The organism is Adhaeribacter aerolatus (assembly GCF_007991635.1).
GTDB lineage: Bacteria > Bacteroidota > Bacteroidia > Cytophagales > Hymenobacteraceae > Adhaeribacter > Adhaeribacter aerolatus.
Window position 1 is genome coordinate 133,950 of sequence record NZ_BJYS01000006.1, and the last position, 18,527, is coordinate 152,476.

Sequence of the window (18,527 nt, forward strand, 5' to 3'; positions counted from 1 at the left end):
TTGATTACAGAAAATTTGCGGTGCCGGTAATTACATAATTTTTGCAGATTATGAACCTGTTTAGCATTTTATAAAATAACAGAAACTGTTGCCTTTACTGCGAAGGCACCATAGTCGTTAGGCTAAGCACCTTTTTCAATCGCTTAACTTTGAATTGCCCCTGACTTCAGTCAGGGGTGCCAAATATTTCCTTAAACCCGGGGCTAAAGCACCCGGGCAATGCAATGCGCTTATCCTGCATGTCTATTGTGTTTTCACCGGCAAGTAGTCTGGCAAAAGCTTTATAATGGGCGGTGATAACACCACCCATGGCATTAAACGCTATTTGAAGCAGAAATATAAAGCAGCTACTTAGCTAACTACAACTTACTATTAAGGCGCATCAGCGAAATTTCACCGGTTTCATCCAGGCCGAAATGCGTAATAGAAGAATTATCCAGTGTTAACCGACGATAATATTTCAGGGGCATGCCTAACTTGTAAGCCAGGTAAAAACGATTTACGCCGTTGTGAGCCACCACCATTACATTGCCACTGGGGTATTGCTGCCTTAAATCCTGGAAAAAATCATCTACCCGGTTTACGATTTCCTGGGCCGATTCACCGGTTCCACCGGCGCGGGTGTTGGCCGGATCTTCGCACCAGTTTTGCCACAGTTGCTCGTTTTCCGGAATAAATACTTCTTTGGCTTTGCTTTCCCATTGGCCAAAATCAGCTTCAATTAAGCGTTCGTCGGTTTTTACATCGGGGCGGCCACTCGCAATTTGGGCCGTTCGAAAAGCCCTTTCCAGCGGAGAGGAATAAATTGCATCAAAATGGATATTTTTAAATTGTTCGGCGGCTGACTGCGCTTGTTGCAAACCAATTTCGGTTAATGGTAAATCGGTGCGACCACAGTAACGGTTGCCATCGGCGTTCCAGGCCGTTTGCCCGTGCCGTAGTAAATATATGTTAAGCATATTGATAATCTTTCTGAATATAGCCCTTTTCCTGCAAGGTCCGAATAAATTCCTGGTAACCGGCTTCGTAGCTGGTGCTTAAGGCTGGGTTCGGTCTAAATTCTTTCTCGATGTGCGTAAGGGCCTGGGTAGCTTCTATAATAGAATTAAAATGGGTTTTGGAGGCCGCCAAAATAGCCGCGCCTACGGCCCCGGTTACATGCCGCATTTTGTAAATGGGCCGATTAAGCACGTTGCTCCGGATGGTAAGCCAGGTATCGGAATTGCTAGCGCCGCCGGCCGTATATACCGCTTTTACTTTTTCGCCGGATAATTGCTCGATCAACACAAAGGCGTACCGCTCGATGTAAGCGACTCCTTCCAGGTTGGCCACAAAACGCTGCGCCGGCGTTAAACCTTCCGGTTCAAAACCGCGGGCCTGCGGCGAAATAAACGGAAAGCGCTCTCCCTCCTGCCGGAGCGGGTAAGCAATATAACCCGACGGAATCAGTTGCGCGGCTTGTTCGTTCAGTTCGTCTAAATCAGCTTTAAATTCCTGGGTTATCCAATCGGCGCCGGTATTGCTGGCGCCACCGGGCATCCAGAATCCTTCGGGGTGACGGTGGCTGTAAAGCCGGTCTTCGGGATCTTTTATTTCGGTACGGGTTACGCCTTTTACGACCAGGGTTGTACCAATGGTAGTATTCCAGTCGCCGAGGTTAACGGCTCCCGAAGCAATTTGGGAGGCGCAGCCATCGGTCATGCCGGCTACAATTTGCACCTGCGAGTTTAAGCCCCAATCTGCCGCCAAAGCTGGTGCTAAATGCCCGATGGGGGTACCCGAAGGCACTACCTCGGGCAGCCACTCTTTTTTTAAAGGCAGTTGTTCATAAATATAAGCGGGCCAAAAGCCTTCGTTTACATCATAACCCGATTTTAACGCATTGGTATAATCGGTGATGCCCCAGTTTTCGCTCAGTTTACCAATAATATAATCGGTCGCGTGAATCCATTTGCGCAGCCGTTGGGCTTTGTCGGGATATTGTTGCCCAAACCAAACCATTTTGGATAAGCCACTGGAAGCATTGAAGCCGGTATAACCCTGCGGATGATATTTTTGGGCAGCCTGTTTACACAACCGTCCCTGCTCCGCCGAGCGGTTATCGGAGTACATAATTGCCGGGTATAAAGGATTATTCGCGGCATCCAGCGGAATAACGGTACCGGAAGTAGACGTAACCGATATAGCTTTAATATCCGTTAAGGCAATTTGTCCGGCGGCTTCCTTCAATAATGCTTTTACCGACCGTTCAGTAGCGGCCCACCACTCCTGTGGCGATTGTTCTTCGCGCGATTTTTCGTTTAAGGCAAAGGCTTCTTCCTGGCTGCCCACCACGTGGCCGCTTACATCCAGCAAAACTACGCGGGCGCCCTGCGTGCCAATGTCGATGCCTAAAAAATAAGGTTCCTTCATGCTACTTCCTCCAGGCACATTTGTTTAAAGGTGGCCCGGTTCTTTTTCCATTCGGTGTACAACTGCTGATCGCGGGCATTTACCTGGGGTTCTACCACGGTTACCGGCACCTCGGTCTGCCCGGTTACACCCAAGGCTTCGTTGCAAATAATAACGCCTCCCACTACCGACGACTGCTGATAATTTTCGCGCACCATCACTTTCTTCTGCAACAGGTTAGAAATAAACTGCCGCAGCAAGGGACTTTGAAAACCGCCGCCGCAGGCCCACACATAATCTTTTTCGTGCGCTTCAATATCGCAGAGGGTGCTGTAATTTTCTTTAATGCTGCAGGCAATATCCCACAAGGTGGCCCAAACAAAATGCGCGCGGGTTAATAAATGCGAAACCGGAGCCGGGAAAATAAAACCACCTTTCGTAATCGGAGTTTTTTCGTCGGCTACCAGCGATCCCAGCGAAGCCACACATTGTAGCTGCGTAAGCGCCGCCAACTCCTGTTCAATTACCGCGTAACTTTCGTTGGGGTAAAATATTTCTTTCAGGCGCTGATAATTCAGGCCCGTTACGCCCGCGTTGGTTTCCAGGATAAAGCTATCGACATCGGTGTGGCGGTTGGTCCACGACCGTTCCTGCGGGTCGATTATGTAACTATTAGCCAGTTTAATAATGGGCGTAGTCGTGCCCGAAACAATTACCACATCGTCCGGTGCCGGTTGCGTGCCCAAAACAGCGAGTTGGGTATCGGCACCGCCTATAATGATTACCGCCGCCGGCGAAATATTCAGGACGCTGGCCTGTTCGGGCAAAATATTACCCAGAATAGCACCGGCACTTCCTAATTCCGACAGGTTATTCGGGTTAATATCAAAAGTAAAACACAGTTCCGGCGACCACTGCTTTTGGGCTACGTCGTACAGCAAGGTTTCGGAAGCCTGCGAGTGCTCATACCGCGCCACACCGCTTAACATATATTGCGCCCAATCGCTGATACTTACAAAAGTGGCAAACTGCTCCCAAATCTCGGGGTGTCGCTCCCGGATACCAACCAATTTCAAAGCCGAAAACAGCGACGTAGGGTACCGGCCGGTTAAAGTATAAATATTGCTTTTATCAGTCATGAGGCTCTCCCACTCCCGGCCGCGGTGATCAATATTGGGTAAACCAATCAGCGATTCGCCGTTTTGACCAATTAAAACAATTCCTTCGCGCTGGCTGGTAGCGGTTAAGGCTTTTATTTCTACGCCGGGTACCTGCTGTAAAGCAGTTTGGGCCAGGTTGGTAATAATGCCCCAAAGCTCATTTGGGTTGAAGTAAATAGCTTCGGGATAATTTTCATCTTTGTGGTAAGGCATATTTGCCCGCTCCACGCTTAATATTTTGCCGCTGGTAGCCGCTACCGCCACCCGCACATTACCGGTGCCAATATCAATAATAATGTATGCTTCTTTTGCCGCCATTTTTTACTATTTACAGGTAGTTTTAGCTTTTAACCGTCAATATTTCTTTGTTGGCCAGTTGTTTTATATTCCGGTTATGGTCGGTAAACCAGCTTTTTAAGGCATCGTTCATGATAAAGGCATGGTGGTCTTCTACCTCAAAAGTAGCCCCAGCAATATGCGGCGTGGCCAAAACATTGGGCCGGTGAATAATTCTGTAATCGGTGGCATCGGGCGGCTCGTGGTCAAATACATCCAGAATAGCCCCCCGGATTTGATTATTTTCTAAGGCATCGAGTAAATCCTCGCGGTTAACCACCACGGCCCGGGCCGTATTTACAAAAATAGCATCTTTCTTCATCCGCGAAATCAAAGTCTTATCGATCATGCCTTTGGTTTGGTCGGTAACCGGCAAATGAATGGAAACTATATCGCTGGTTTCGAAAATGTCTTCGAGGGTAGTTTTTTTATAGACTGAATCGGATTGCTTTACATAAGGATCGTAAAACTGGATGGGGCAAGGGAAATTCTTCACCATCTCGGCAATACGCTGCCCAATGGCGCCAAACCCAACCATACCTATGGTGCGGCCGGCCAGTTCGTTGCCTTTAAATTGCAGGTACGAGGTATGCGCTCCGGCTTCCCAGTTTTCACCGGCCAGCCACTCGCAGCCGGCAATGGTGTTGCGTAAAAAAGTAATTACATTGGCCACAAACATTTCGGCTACTGCCTGGGCATTACGCGCCGGCGTATGGAAAACCGGAATATCGTATTCGGTGGCTTTTTCTACGGCTACGTTAGAGGGTGTGCCGCGGCACACACCAATAAATCTTAAGTCCGGGAATATTTCTATTACTTCGGCCGTAACGTTATCGTGTTCGGTTATTAAAGCATCGGCATGGGTTTCTTTTAATAAAGAAATTAATTCTTCGGCGTTATAGGCCCGGCCGTGAGGTTTCCAGGGGCGGTAAATAATTTCGCCAAACGTTTGGGCCAACACCGCTTGCGCTTTCTCGTGGTAAGGCGCAGTAATTAAAATTCTCATGGTAATCTTGTTTAGGTGAGATAAAAAGATCAGGAGTAAATAAACACTAGTCGCTTACCTCCCGGGAAAATTCTATAATTATTAACGGGTGCTTAATTCTTTGATGGGCCGCGTTGCTACATCGGCTTTTACATGATGGGCGGTTTTGGCGTTATCTGGCAGGGTAATAAATTTGGTGAGAATGGCGCTGAGTAAATAAAGACCGGCTAAAATCCAAACGACGCCTTCGTTGCCAACTAAGCCAATAAATACGCCCACAATAGCCGGGCCCAGAAAAACCGGCAAACCAGCGCCCAGGTTTAAGATAGCCATGGCCGCGCCTTTGTCTTTGGAAACCAAAGACGGTACCAGCGCCGATAACGGTACGTAGCCCGCCAGCAAAGCGCCCCACAAAACCCCGGCCATTAACACCACCCAGAAATTATCGCCGACCAGTTGCGGCGTGTAAAAGAATAACAAAGTAGACAAAGCACAACCTACACCGCCAAACCACATAACGGTATTGCGCCAGCCCATCTGGTCGCCGACAAAGCCAAAAATTAAATTAAAAGCAATATTGGCGGTAAAAATGGTACCCCAAATCTGCAGCCACTCAGTAGTAGAAAAGCCGTGCGCCGCCATGTACGTAGGTAAGAAAACCGGGAAAGCAAACTGGGCTGTGGTATTAATCACCCGCACCAGACCGCCTAACAAAACTTTGGGTTCTTCTTTTACAATGGTTAAACCTTTCATTAATTCCTGGGCTTTGGCACCCGGATTGGTATTGCTGGATTTAAATTTATCGCGGTTTAAAACCAGCGCAAAAAAGCCGCCCACCAAAACCCAGAAGATAGAGCTCCACATGGTGTTGATATAGCCTAAATGCTGAATGGCCCAACTGGAATAATAAGCGCCCAGCACGTTTAACCCGCCTGTAAACACAAACCAAAACCAGCCCACGGCCCGCCCCAGTTTTTGTTGCGGACTGCGATAGGTAATCCAAACCAGGAAAGAATAGGCAAATAATGGGTAACCAAAGCCCCGCAACGCATAAGTCAATAGCATAATCGGAAAGTTGAGGTCGGTCATGCCATAAGCCACAAAACCTATGGTACCAATAATATAAAGGAGTAAACCCATGGCCATTGTTTTCTTGGCACCGTAACCTTCGGCCAGTACGCCCGAAAACCAGGAAGAAATAGCGATGGTAATGCCGTAAACGGTAAACAAAGAAGCCGATTGCTGCATGGACATACCATGCTCTAATAAATAAGGGCTCAGCCAGCCTTGCTCCAGGCCATCGCCCATCATAAAAATTAAAATACCTAAATATCCCCAGCCCAGTTGCCCCGGCAGGCCAACTTTATCCAGCAAGGAATTTCCCGAATTTGTTTCTGTACGCATGTAAGTCTTTTGTTATGATTTTAAAATTTTTGGTGGATTGTGCGGCGGGTGCGTAAAAGCGTAAAATAATATTATTTATTTGGTAATCAAATCAGTAGCCGGGATTCTGTTTTAAATTTCCGCTGCTGGCATCAATTTGTACTTGCGGTATCGGAAACAATAAATCATTTTGGCTGAACGTATAGGGTAGCGCCGAGGCAGCATTTGGTTTATCGCCACCGCCATTTTTGGCGGTCATTACTTCCAGGGCTTTGCCGGTTCTTACCAGGTCGAACCAACGTAAATTCTCGAAAGCAAATTCAATGCGCCGCTCTTTCAAGATAGCCTCCAGAAATTGGTCTTTAGTCGTAAGGTCAGCCATGTTTAGAGCAGGATTAGGCTTAACCCGGGTATGCACCTGGTTTAATAAATCAAGCGCGGTTTGGCTAGGATAAGAGAGTTCATTCAGGGCTTCGGCTTTCATCAGCAGGATATCAGCATAGCGTAATACCACCATTCTGATATCAATGGTATTGTCGTTATTTACATTAGTATTATGAACTTTAGGACTGGAGTACGTCTTAATATTGGTCGTATCCACATTCGCATCTAACCGGGAGTCGTTTTTAAAGGTCTCCATAAAATCACGGGCGGCGGTGTTGTTATAATCGTGATTAACATTTAAAAAAGGATACCCTTCTGAATTAGTGCCGCTTTTAAAAACCACTTTAAATATTACTTCATTGCTTTTCTTGGCATAATCAAATATCCCAGCATAATCACCATCTAGCGCGTACTGATTAGAATTAATTACCTGGTCGGTATATTCAACTACTTTCTGGTAATCTTTCCGGACCAGGTAAACCCGAGCTAATAAACCAAGAGCGGCTCCTTTTGTAACCCGACCATCGTTAGCCGCATTTACCGTAATGGGCAAGGCCTCAGCGGCCTCGGTTAAATCAGTAATAATCTGGTTGTAAACCTCGGTAACCGGTGCTCTGGTGTGATTGATAGACGCAATAGGGTCTTTTGTTTCTTCAATCACCAAAGGCACATCGCCCCAAATCTGCACCAGATAAAAGTAGGTAAGCGCCCGAATAAATTTAACTTCGCCTTTTCGGGCCTCTTTTACCGTTGCGTCCATGGAAATATCATCTATTCTGTTTAGCACAATATTGGCCCGCTGAATAGTAAGATAGGAATTATGCCAGAAAACATTCAACCGGTCGTTAGCGGATGTTAAATTAAAATTATCAAAATCGGCGTAAGCACCGCCGGCCGGCGTGGTGGCAAAATTGTAAGTATTATCGCTCCGGACTTCCGCAAAATGATCCAGGTACCCGGGACGCATGCTCGTTTGCAGTCCGTCGTAGGTGGCCATTACGGCTTGCTCCATATCGGAGGCAGTATTATAAAAATTATCGACACTGTTTTCGGCCAGGGGTTTTAAGTCGATGTAGGACTCGCAGGAAATTATTGCAAAAAATAAGGCTATATAAAAGAGGTATCTCATGACTTTAAAAAATTAGAAGGAAATATTAATACCAACAGTAGAAGTTTTACTCACCGGATAATTACCAAACTCTTCGCCGGGGGTAAGCGCACTGCCGAAATTACTGGACACTTCGGGGTTATAACCGGAATATTTGGTCCAGGTGAAAGGGTTTAACAAAGAAGCATAAATGCGTACCCGGTTAATGCGCAGCTTACTCGTGAGGGTATTGGGCAAAGAATAGCCCAGAATAATTTCACGCATTCTGATAAAAGATGCATCTTCAATTTGCCAGCTGGAAGCCCGGGTATGGGTAGAAGAACCCACTCCCCAAACCGGACGGGGCGCATTCTCATCTAAATAAACCGACAAATTATTGCCCCACGCCTCGGCTAAATACCGGTGCATGGTATTGATAACCTGCAGACCCTGCTGGCTATAAACATTCGCCGATACATCAAATCCTTTTATCCGGTAGCTAATATTTAACCCGATTTGGTAATCCGGGTTATTATCGCCTAAAATCACCCTATCATCGGCGTTAACTAACTTGTCACCGTTGGTATCCTGGTAAATGAAGTCGCCTACTTTCTGATTACCCAATTTAGGAGTAGCGGCTAATTGGTCCGCAGATTCAAATTTGCCCAGCACCTGGTAACCGAAAAACGCACCTACCGGATGGCCAATTCTGGTAACATGGGAGCCGCTTAAACCGCCGGAAGAGATAATTTGCTCCTGACCGGGGCCCAAGGCCAACACTTTATTCCGGTTAGCCGAGAAGTTCAAACCCAGGGTAAAATCTCCCTGACCTATTTTCCGGTCGGTGGCTACCGCAAATTCGATTCCCTGGTTTTGTAAGGCCCCAATATTTTGCAGGGAGGTACTATAACCCGAGGAAGAAGGTACTGGAACATTCAGGAGCAGGTCCGTTCTATGGGAATAATAATAGTCGGCGGTGAAGGTATAATGTTTTAAGAAAGATAAATCAAACCCGACATCAATGGTCTTGGTCTTTTCCCAAGAAAGATTGGGGTTGGGAGCCGTACTCGGAAATAACCCCGATTGCACCACATCGCCGATGGGATATTTACCGTTAGTGGATAGTAAAGCAATGGAACCGTAGTACGGAATATCGTTATTCCCGGTTAAGCCATAACTTGCCCGCAGCTTAAGGTCATTTACAAAATCGTTTTTGAAAAATTCTTCCTCGGAAACCCGCCAACCTACCGATACCGAAGGAAACAAGCCCCATTTGGTGTTGCTGCCAAACCTAGAAGAGCCATCGGCCCGCAAGGTAGTTGTTACTAAATATTTGCTGCGATAATTATAAGAAGCGCGGCCAAAGTAGGATAATAAACTCCATTCGCGCTGGTCTTCGGAGCTATAGCGTTCCTGGGCGGTATTTATAGTTCTTACGTTATCGGTAGCAAAGTTTCGCCCTTCGGCCGTTGCATCTTTGCTAACTTCTTTTTGCATGCTGCTACCCAGCAAAAAATTAAAATTATGCTCGTTGTTGATGCTTTCGGAATAAGCTAAAGTATTATCCCACAAAATATTGACCGAGTTGGAATTAAATACCGAACCATAATTAAAGAAAGTTGTAGGGGCCGGCTCCGTGCGATAACTCAAAGATTTCGGCCGGTAATATTTCCGCTCAAAATAATTTAAATCGGCGCCAAAGGATGTTTTAAAAGTTAGTTTACTCGCAATATCATATTCTACATTGCCATTAAAGGTCGTCCGGAATTGGTTCATCTTATTATCAACCAAATTGGCCAAGGCCACCGGGTTTTGAAATTGCACCACATTCGACTCGCCACTCCACAAAGTTTGAAATAATTTATCTACCGCGTAAGAGCCATCTTCATTGTAAACCGGCAACTCGGGATGCTGCATCAAAGTACCAATAACTAACCCTTCATCGCCCCAGTTTTTCTCAGAACGCGCCAGGTTATTATTTATATAGGTAGGATTTACATTAATGCCAATGCGCAGTTTATCACTTAATTCCGAATCCAGGTTGAGCCGCACGCTAGCTTTTTCAATGCCCGAATTAGGAATAATACCTTCCTGGTCCTGGTAATTAGCCGAGACAAAATACCTGGTCTTGGTTGTGCCGCCGCTAACCGATAAGTCATAGTTTTGTACTTTGGCAATCCGGTAAAACTCATCCTGCCAATCTGTATTGGTTAAACCTGGTTCGCCATTAATATAAGGGAGCATATAGGCCGGATAGCGGTCATCAATATTTCTGAGGCTTAAAGCATCGGTTGCTTTATTTTTTGCGGGATTTTTGCTAATCCAGCTTAAATCGCGGGCCAGTTTGGTGTAGTTAGCATGCTCGTACGCATCCATTACATCCACTTTCTTGGCTAACTGCGAAACACCCCCGTAGGCATTAAAACTAATGGTCGGTTTTTCGCTGAAGGCGCCTTTTTTAGTAGTAATAATTACAACCCCGTTAGAACCACGGGAGCCGTAAATGGCAGTAGCCGCGGCATCTTTTAATACCTGAATACTTTCAATATCGCTGGGGTTAATGGAATTTAAAGGGTTTAAAGAATAATTAAAATTATCATTCCCTTGGTCGGTACCCGCCGAAAGCGGCAAACCGTCAATAACATACAAGGGCTGGGTACCACCCGTAATCGATCCCACGCCCCTAATATTAATAGTCATGCCGGCACCCGGCGCCCCATTGCTTTGCGCAATGGCCACCCCCGGAATTTTACCGGTCAGGGCTTGCTGAAAATTAACCACCGGCCTATCCACCAGCTCTTTGCTATCCACGCTAGCCACGGAATTGATTATATTTTTTTTACTTTCAGTTCCATAGCCCACTACCACCACTTCATCTAAACTTTTCGCGTCGGTAGCCAGGGTTACATTCAGGTTAGTAGCATTGCCAATAACCACCTCTTTTGTTGCATAACCAATATAAGAGAATACCAATACGCCGCCATTGTCAGGCACTTCCAGCGAATAGTTTCCGGATACATCAGTTGAAGCCCCTATAGAGGTTCCTTTTAAAACCACCGTTACCCCTATCAATGGCTCGCCTGCTTCCGATGAAACTATACCAGTTATTGGTCTAGTTGCTGCATTAAATAGTGGCGGTAAGGTATTTCTAGAATTTATTAGCCCACTTTTTTCTGTGATAGATAAGCTTCGGGCAAATAATGCCGGTTTTGCCGGGCTGGCGGTAAGTACCCCGGGAAAGCTAATGATAGCTATACCAGATAGTAAGCTAAGTTTAATAGCTTTCATCCAATGATCATAGTAATATTTTTTCATTTTAATTATGCGTGTGGTGTAAAAGAATTAAATAGATTAGGTTTACCGGTATAAAGGAGAAACTAAAACTTTTTCTGCTTACACATTCTCAGCAAGGGCAGTCGTTCGCAATTGTTTTAATCACTTCAATTAACCTGTTCCAAATAAACTAAATAAAAGTTAATTAAACTAAATTAAACCTAATTTAAATAAATTTAAAGTGTATAAATAATAAGTTTTTATTATAATTAACTTAACCTTGCAACATTTTAAACAATAGGTTTCTATTTTCAACATAAAAACAAAGATAATTGAAAGACTATTTAAGATATGTTAAGTTTGTATCAAACATTAAGGGAGAAATGTTAACTTTAGGTTAAGCTTTTAAAATTTATTCATGAAAAATATTACTGACAGACACCAGCTTATTTTGCAGAAACTTCAGGAAGACGGTCGGGTAAATATCCAGGAACTCAGCGATTTAATGGAAGTTTCGGGGGTAACTATTCGCAAGGACTTAAAGCTCCTGGAAGATAAAAACCTACTCTTCCGGACCCGGGGCGGCGGCTCTATTAATAATCCTTACACCAACGAAAGACCCATTGACGAAAAGGAACTAATAAATGCCGACGAAAAGCAAAAAATTGCAAAAGCCGCCTTGTCGCTAATTGGGCAAAACGATTCCATAATTATTGGTTCGGGTACTACCGTTTTTCAGTTGGCCCGCCACTTACACCCAACCAAACACCTGACGGTTATTACCCCAGCCGTTAAAGTAACCCTGGAACTCTGCAACCGGCCCAACGTTGAGATTTTACAACTGGGTGGATTAATCCGGCCCAATTCATCTTCGGTAGCCGGCTCCTTCGCCGAACAAATTTTATCTGGCATTTCGTGCGGCATTTTATTTCTGGGCGTAGATGGCATCGACCTGGATTTTGGCCTGTCTATTACTAATTTAACCGAAGCCACTTTAAATCAGCGCATGATAGAATCGGCGCAGGTAATTGCCGTACTGGCTGATAGCTCGAAATTTGGCCGGCGCGGCTTGGGCCGGGTGTGCAGCCTGGATCAGGTGCAATACATTGTTACCGATAGTGGCGTCTCGGACAGTATAGTTGAAATGCTCGAAGAAAGGGGTATTAAGGTAATTATTGCCAGATAACCTGATTCTGCAGAGCACCTGCAATCCGAATATTTAAATAGCCTTGCACCCAGCTTACATTTATAGCTATGTCTATCGCCGGCATCCCCCTGATGATGATTTCTGCCGGCCTCTGGCTTATAGCCTTGATTAATATTTTGGCACCGCAGTTCTGATATATGGTATTTTTATTAAAAGGCTAAAAAGCAAATGGCCGGTCTTAAGACACGGCCATGAGGCAATAATTTAATATTTACCGTAGCCCCTTTGGAAAACAAGGGGCGTTAAATTCCAAGTTAAATATTTCTTTTCTTCAGTTCTTTTACGGCATAATCAGCGGCGCGAGCGGTTAAAGCCATGTAGGTTAAAGACGGATTCTGGGTAGCGGTGGAAGTCATACAGGCCCCATCGGTTACGAATACGTTTTTGCAGGCGTGCATCTGGTTCCAGCCATTTAGGATAGAAGTTTTGGGGTCTTTGCCCATGCGGGCGCCGCCCATCTCGTGAATATCCAAGCCGGGTGCTTGTTTCGAATCCGAAGCTGTAATATTTTTAAAACCGGCTTTGGTAAACATATCTGAAATCTGCTCCAGGTAATCCTTTACCATTTTCTCGTCGTTGTCGTCATAGCCTATGTTGAATCTAAGTTGCGGAATGCCCCATTCGTCTTTCAGCGTAGGATCCAGGCTTAGGGTATTGGTTTCTTTCGGAATGGTTTCGCCCATCATGTGGCTACCTACATTCCAGTTGCCTAATTTTGGTATCAGTAAATTTTCTTTTAATTCGGCACCTAATCCGGTGCGGCTTTGGTACTGCCCCCGGTTAGCACTAAATCCAGCGGCATAGCCCCGTAAAAAGTCAGTTTCCTGTTTAAATACGTTTCGGAAACGCGGAATATACCCGCTGGTAGGCCGCCGGCCATCGGTGGTAGTATCTAAAAAGCCATCGTAACTACCCGAAACCCGGGCACGGTAATTATGGAAAGCCACGTATTTACCCAAAACGCCACTGTCGTTACCCAAACCATTCGGGAAGCGGCTGGAGGTAGAGTTGAGCAATATTAAATTGGTATTAATAGCGGCTGCATTTACAAAAATAACAGGTGCGTAAAACTCAATAGCTTCTTTGGTAATTGCATCAATTATTCTTACACCCGTAGCTTTGCCTTTCTGGTCGTCGTAAATAATAGATTGTACCATGGCTTGCGGGCGCATGGTTAAGTTACCGGTTTTAGCAGCCCAGGGCAAGGTAGAAGCATTGCTGCTAAAATAACCACCGTACGGACAGCCGCGCTGGCATAATACCCGGTTCTGGCATTTGCCCCGCCCCTGCTGGTGATGAATGGCTTGTGGTTCGGTTAAGTGGGCGCACCGCGAAATAATTACGTGGCGGTCTGAATATTTAGATTTTACCTGTTCTTTAAAATATTTCTCTACGCAGTTTAACTCCAGGGGCGGTAAAAAATCGCCATCCGGCAGTTCCGGCAAGCCATCTTTGTTACCCGAAATACCGGCAAATTTCTCGACGTAGCTGTACCATGGAGCGATATCTTTATACCGAATGGGCCAATCTACGGCAAAGCCATCGCGGGCTGGGCCTTCAAAATCAAAATCGCTCCAGCGCTGGGTATGGCGGGCCCATAGCAACGATTTGCCGCCTACCTGGTAACCTCTAATCCAATCAAAAGGCTTTTCCTGTACGTACGGATGTTCCTGGTCTTTCACAAAAAAATGCATGGCATCTTCGCGGAAAGCATAGCACCGGCTGATAATTGGGTTAGCTTTGGTAATTTCCAGCGGAACCTGCCCGCGGTGTTCAAATTCCCACGGATTTTTAAAGGTAGTAGGGTAATCGGTTACGTGTTTTACGTCGCGACCGCGCTCCAGCACCAGGGTTTTCAGGCCTTTGCCGGTAAGTTCTTTGGCGGCCCAACCGCCGCTTATGCCCGAACCTATTACAATGGCGTCGTAAGTGCGGTTTTTGATACTATCGGTATTTAAATTTGCCATCTGGGGTATTAAGTATTTATTTTTTAGCGGATGCGGTTACCGGAAAACAGCCATTATAACGGCCCGGTACAAGTTCGTATTTATAAACTTCGCGCATCACGTATTCGGAGTTTAAATAACCCTGAATGGTTATATTTTTCAGGAAAGGAAAAAAAGGTTCTTTCTCGGGGGGTAATATTTTAGCGGCCTCTTCGCGGGCTTTTAATATTTCCAGGCGCTGGGCAGGTGAGCAGGTAACAAACGATTTGCCGTAATGTGCTTTTACAGTTTCGTCTAGTTCCGTCAGTCCCTCTACAAAGCGGTTCTGTGCTGATTTTTCGTAACAATCGGCGAGCATGGTCAGGATAAACCGGTGTACACCTAAGTCTTTCGCTCCCGGGGTATTTGTAGCAGGAATGATGGTTTCTACTATTTCTGCCAATAAAGCTTGCTGGTCCGGAGAAACTAACTGATTTAGGTTACCGGAGAGGGTGTCTGCATTCCAGGCATTGGCCCAGGCGGGTAATGAGAGGGTTCCGCCCAATACCAGAGCCAGGCTTTTTAAAGCCGTTCGTCTTTTCATAAATGTAAAAAAGAAAATATTAAGCTAAAGTTCAAATTGCAGTGGTAAGAAAAGGCTTATTTCTGGTAAAATCATGAATATTTTATCTGTCTATCTTTTGAAAGATTCCATCTTTCAATGCACGGGTGCTAACTATGCTTAGAGGTCTAAGAAGCCTCCCGGCCGGCGAGCCCCGTTTGGCCACTCGGGCTGTCTAAGCTTGTTTTCCTCCTCCGTCGGAATGCTGCGCACCACAACCTTAGAAGGCCCTCGCTGTCCAAACTGCTGTAGTTTGCTGCGTAGCTTGTGCTTTTCTAAGCCTAAATTATTTTTAAAAATTAATTAACAAGCTAGCCCAACAACGCTATTCTGCTAGATTCCGGTTCGGCCGAACTCCTTCCCTAATTTAGGGAAGGTGCCCGGAGGGCGGAAGGGTTAAATACCTCCAGAAGAAAAGCAAGGGTTCGCCGCAAAGGTGAAAACTATCGAATGGAATAAACTCAACTATCTAAAGAACAATCTAATACTCTAAATTCCTAAACAGTCTCCAACTTTACCTTTTGTTTATCCCGCACCCGGTAAACTTTAAGCAGGGTAATAATTAAAAGCACCAGGGCTACGACCACACCCGCTGTATAAGCAATTTCAACCGGGAGGCTAAACCCTTCGGGGGCTACTAAAATATAAGCGGTTACCACGGCACTCATAAAAACCGCCGGCACCAGCGATACCCAGAAATTCTTTTTCTCCCCAATCAGGTAAGCCGTCACCATCCACAACACTACGGTAGCCAAGGTTTGGTTGGTCCAGGCAAAATACCGCCAGACCGTACCAAAATCAATAAAGGTTAAAGCTAGGCCGGCCGCAAATAACGGAATACTAATGAGCAGGCGGTTGCGGAAGGAAGCCTGATTGGATTTCAGAAAATCAGCAACGATTAATCGGGCACTCCGGAAAGCGGTATCGCCGGAAGTAATAGGCGCGGCTACCACCCCCAACAATGCCAGAAATCCACCTAATTTTCCTAAGAGTGAATTAGATATTTCGTTTACCACAAAGGCCGCATTGCCGTTTTGTTGGGTCATTACCTCATTTAATTCCCGTACGCCGCCAAAAAAGCTCATACTAATAGCCGCCCAGATTAAAGCCAGCACGCCTTCGGTAATCATGGCGCCATAAAAAATGGTACGCCCTTGCTTCTCGTTGGTCATGCAGCGGGCCATCATCGGCGACTGCGAAGCATGAAAACCCGAAATAGCCCCACAGGCAATGGTCACAAAAACCATCGGAAAAATAGGAAACTGGGCCGGGTTCACGTGCAGGTTACTTAAATTTGCCGTACTTATTTCGGGAATGGCCAAGCCATTTTTCAGCATTACTACGGTAATACCCACGGCCATAAACAACAAGGCAAAACCAAACAGCGGGTATATTTTCCCGATTAATTTATCGATGGGCAGAACCGTAGAAAGAATATAATAAACAAAAATCAGGCTTATCCAAAGGGCCATGTTGCCGGAGCCGGTCATACTATCCAGAATTTTGGCCGGCCCCATTATAAATACGGCGCCTACCATAATCATCAAAAGCAAGGTAAACAGGCGCATAAACTGTTTCATGCCGTTGCCTAAATAATAGCCGGTAAGTTCGGTAATGCTTTCGCCTTTATGCCGCAACGACAGCATGCCCGAAAAATAATCGTGCACCCCACCGGCAAAAATCGAACCCAGCACAATCCAGATAAACGCCATTGGCCCCCACATGGCACCGGCTACCGCCCCGAAAATAGGCCCCAGCCCGGCAATATTCAGAAACTGGATCAGGAATATCTTCCAGGCCGGCATGGGCACAAAGTCTACCCCATCGGTCATGGTCAGGGCTGGTGTCGGGCGTTCGGGTTTAATCCCGAATATGCGCTCTATTACTTTCGAATACAGAAAATATCCGACCACTAAGGCAACAACAGAAAGACAGAATGAAATCATAGCAAAGGTTGGTGGATAAGTAAAAAATTAGCCCAAAGTAAGCATTTTAAACTTTACTTTGGGCTTTAACCGTATATTTCTACAAGGCTTTTTTCGGCTGACTCAGAATTTGCTTATCCTGCTCCAAACGGGCTTTCAGTTGCTCGTAATCCAAATCCTGTACGGCAATATTTTTGTCTATGGCCATGGCTGCGGCGGTAGCGGCACTTTGTCCCAGAATCATAAATACCGGTTCCATGCGGATAGAACCGTAAGCAATGTGGGAACTTGATACGCAAACCGGCACCAATAAATTCTCGCATTCAGCTTTCTTCGGAATGATGGCGCCGTAGCTAATCTGGTAAGGATTTTTTAGATGAATACCAATATCACCTTCGTTTTGCACGTAGCCATCGGGCTTTACGTAGCGCTGAATATTGTGGGAATCTAAAGAATAAGAGCCCATGCCTACCGGGTTAGGAACCGGTTTCTTGCCCACCGTTTCGTTTTCCGTCATGACATAATCGCTTACCATGCGGCGGGCTTCGCGCACGTAAATCTGGTGCGGCCAGTTGCCGTTGTCTTTAAACTCGTCTTTGGCCAGGCCCCAGGTTTTTAGTTCCTGCTGCATATCGGCCGGCACCCGCGAATCGGTGGTCATGAAATACATTAAGCCTTTCTGGTAGTTTTCGTGCTCTTTAATTATTTCGCGCCGCCGCTCATAACTAGCTTCCGGGTAATCCCAGTTCATCCCAATATAGTCGGTGCTGACCGGGCCGTGGTTGTTGGTATCGGTTTTGCGGTTCGGTATTGGGTCGAATTTGCGGAATAATTCGCGCCAGCCGGAGGCGAAAACACGACCTAATAATTCGTACCGGGCCGGGTCGTAGCCTTCCGGCTTTGGGAAAGGCACCCGGTTGTCGGGGTGGTTCGAGAGGCACATCCGGAAGTTATACGCCTGTACTTTCTTATCACCTTCTCCTTTCACGCCGGGGTCTTCGGCCGAGATGAGCGGCAACAAGCCGCTGCTTTTATCGCCGGGCGTTTTATAGGGGTCGATGTTGGTTTTAAAATAATGGTCGTGGTGCAGCACGCCGGTTTGCACCCCATTGTATTCTTCGCCGTACAAACTGTTGGCTTCGCGGCCCACGTGGTAACTCACCCCGGCCGCCGCCATTAAATCGCCTTCGTAGGTAGCATCGATAAACATTTTACCGGTAAAGGTTTTACCGCTGAGGGTTTGAATAGAACTAATTTTTCCGTTCTCTTTTTTCACGCCGGTTTCCCGGTTCAGCCACTCATCGCGAAAAATTTTTAATTTGTTTTCCTTTACAAAATCCTCGAACACGGCCTCGGCGGCATGCGGCTCAAATATCCACATGGTGCGTTCACTGCCGTCAATGGCTGGGGTGCCCTGGCCTTTGTTACCGTACTCCTCTTGCTTCTGCCATTGCCAGGCATCTGCTTTCTGATAATGCATGTAAATGCGGTGGTAAAACTCCCGGGCCAACCCACCAATTACTTCTTTTTTGCCCGTATCAGTAAAGCCCAAACCACCCGACGATAAACCGCCCAGGTGTTTATCCGGTGATACCACCAGTACCGATTTGCCCATGCGGGCGGCTTGCACGGCAGCCGTTATAGCAGCGGAATTGCCGCCATACACAATTACATCGGCCTGATAAGTCTGGTCGTCTGCCTGGTTTTTGTTCCGGGCCGCATCTCCCGCACAGGAAAACAAGCCCATACAGAAGAGTAAACAGATAACATAAAGTTGATTTTTTAGCATGGAAAAAGTTTTAAAGGATTATCGTACTTAATTAAATTTCTATTTTGATTTTGCCTGGGC

The 18,527-nt window shown here is 46.1% G+C and carries 12 protein-coding genes; 1 reads left to right on the forward strand and 11 read right to left on the reverse strand.

What is annotated here, in order from left to right:
- Positions 1-359: 359 nt before the first annotated feature.
- From AAE02nite_RS06180 to AAE02nite_RS06210, 7 genes are all read right to left on the reverse strand, one after another.
- Positions 360-959, reverse strand: coding sequence for a histidine phosphatase family protein (locus tag AAE02nite_RS06180; protein WP_146896022.1), 600 nt, complete (start codon positions 957-959; stop codon positions 360-362).
- On the reverse strand, positions 952-2,412 hold the full coding sequence (locus AAE02nite_RS06185) for an FGGY-family carbohydrate kinase (protein WP_146896024.1): 1,461 nt from the start codon (positions 2,410-2,412) through the stop codon (positions 952-954). The genes AAE02nite_RS06180 and AAE02nite_RS06185 overlap by 8 nt, the downstream gene beginning before the upstream one ends.
- Positions 2,409-3,869, reverse strand: a complete 1,461-nt coding sequence (locus AAE02nite_RS06190; protein ID WP_146896027.1) for an FGGY-family carbohydrate kinase — start codon at positions 3,867-3,869, stop codon at positions 2,409-2,411. The genes AAE02nite_RS06185 and AAE02nite_RS06190 overlap by 4 nt, the downstream gene beginning before the upstream one ends.
- 22 nt (positions 3,870-3,891) lie before the next feature.
- Positions 3,892-4,893, reverse strand: a complete 1,002-nt coding sequence (locus AAE02nite_RS06195; protein ID WP_146896029.1) for a 2-hydroxyacid dehydrogenase — start codon at positions 4,891-4,893, stop codon at positions 3,892-3,894.
- Positions 4,894-4,974: 81 nt separating this feature from the next.
- Complete coding sequence (locus AAE02nite_RS06200) at positions 4,975-6,276, reverse strand: MFS transporter (RefSeq protein WP_146896031.1); 1,302 nt, start codon at positions 6,274-6,276, stop codon at positions 4,975-4,977.
- 91 nt (positions 6,277-6,367) lie between these two features.
- On the reverse strand, positions 6,368-7,768 hold the full coding sequence (locus AAE02nite_RS06205) for a RagB/SusD family nutrient uptake outer membrane protein (protein ID WP_146896033.1): 1,401 nt from the start codon (positions 7,766-7,768) through the stop codon (positions 6,368-6,370).
- A 12-nt stretch (positions 7,769-7,780) separates the two neighbouring features.
- Positions 7,781-11,041 (reverse strand): SusC/RagA family TonB-linked outer membrane protein, encoded by a 3,261-nt coding sequence (locus AAE02nite_RS06210; RefSeq protein WP_146896035.1) that lies wholly within the window; start codon positions 11,039-11,041, stop codon positions 7,781-7,783.
- 376 nt (positions 11,042-11,417) lie between these two features.
- Between AAE02nite_RS06210 and AAE02nite_RS06215 the strand changes: the two genes are divergently transcribed.
- A complete protein-coding gene (locus AAE02nite_RS06215; protein WP_146896037.1) occupies positions 11,418-12,185 on the forward strand; it encodes a DeoR/GlpR family DNA-binding transcription regulator in 768 nt (255 codons plus the stop codon).
- Positions 12,186-12,460: 275 nt separating this feature from the next.
- On the opposite strand, the gene AAE02nite_RS06220 is transcribed toward AAE02nite_RS06215, so the two are convergent.
- The 4 genes from AAE02nite_RS06220 to AAE02nite_RS06235 form a co-directional block, all read right to left on the reverse strand.
- Positions 12,461-14,173, reverse strand: a complete 1,713-nt coding sequence (locus AAE02nite_RS06220; protein WP_146896039.1) for a GMC oxidoreductase — start codon at positions 14,171-14,173, stop codon at positions 12,461-12,463.
- A gap of 16 nt (positions 14,174-14,189) precedes the next feature.
- Positions 14,190-14,735: a gluconate 2-dehydrogenase subunit 3 family protein gene (locus tag AAE02nite_RS06225; RefSeq protein ID WP_146896041.1), complete on the reverse strand. Its 546-nt coding sequence runs from the start codon at positions 14,733-14,735 to the stop codon at positions 14,190-14,192.
- 515 nt (positions 14,736-15,250) lie between these two features.
- Complete coding sequence (locus AAE02nite_RS06230; RefSeq protein WP_146896042.1) at positions 15,251-16,699, reverse strand: carbon starvation CstA family protein; 1,449 nt, start codon at positions 16,697-16,699, stop codon at positions 15,251-15,253.
- A gap of 79 nt (positions 16,700-16,778) precedes the next feature.
- Positions 16,779-18,467: an FAD-dependent oxidoreductase gene (locus AAE02nite_RS06235; RefSeq protein WP_246150835.1), complete on the reverse strand. Its 1,689-nt coding sequence runs from the start codon at positions 18,465-18,467 to the stop codon at positions 16,779-16,781.
- Between the last annotated feature and the right edge of the window lie 60 nt (positions 18,468-18,527).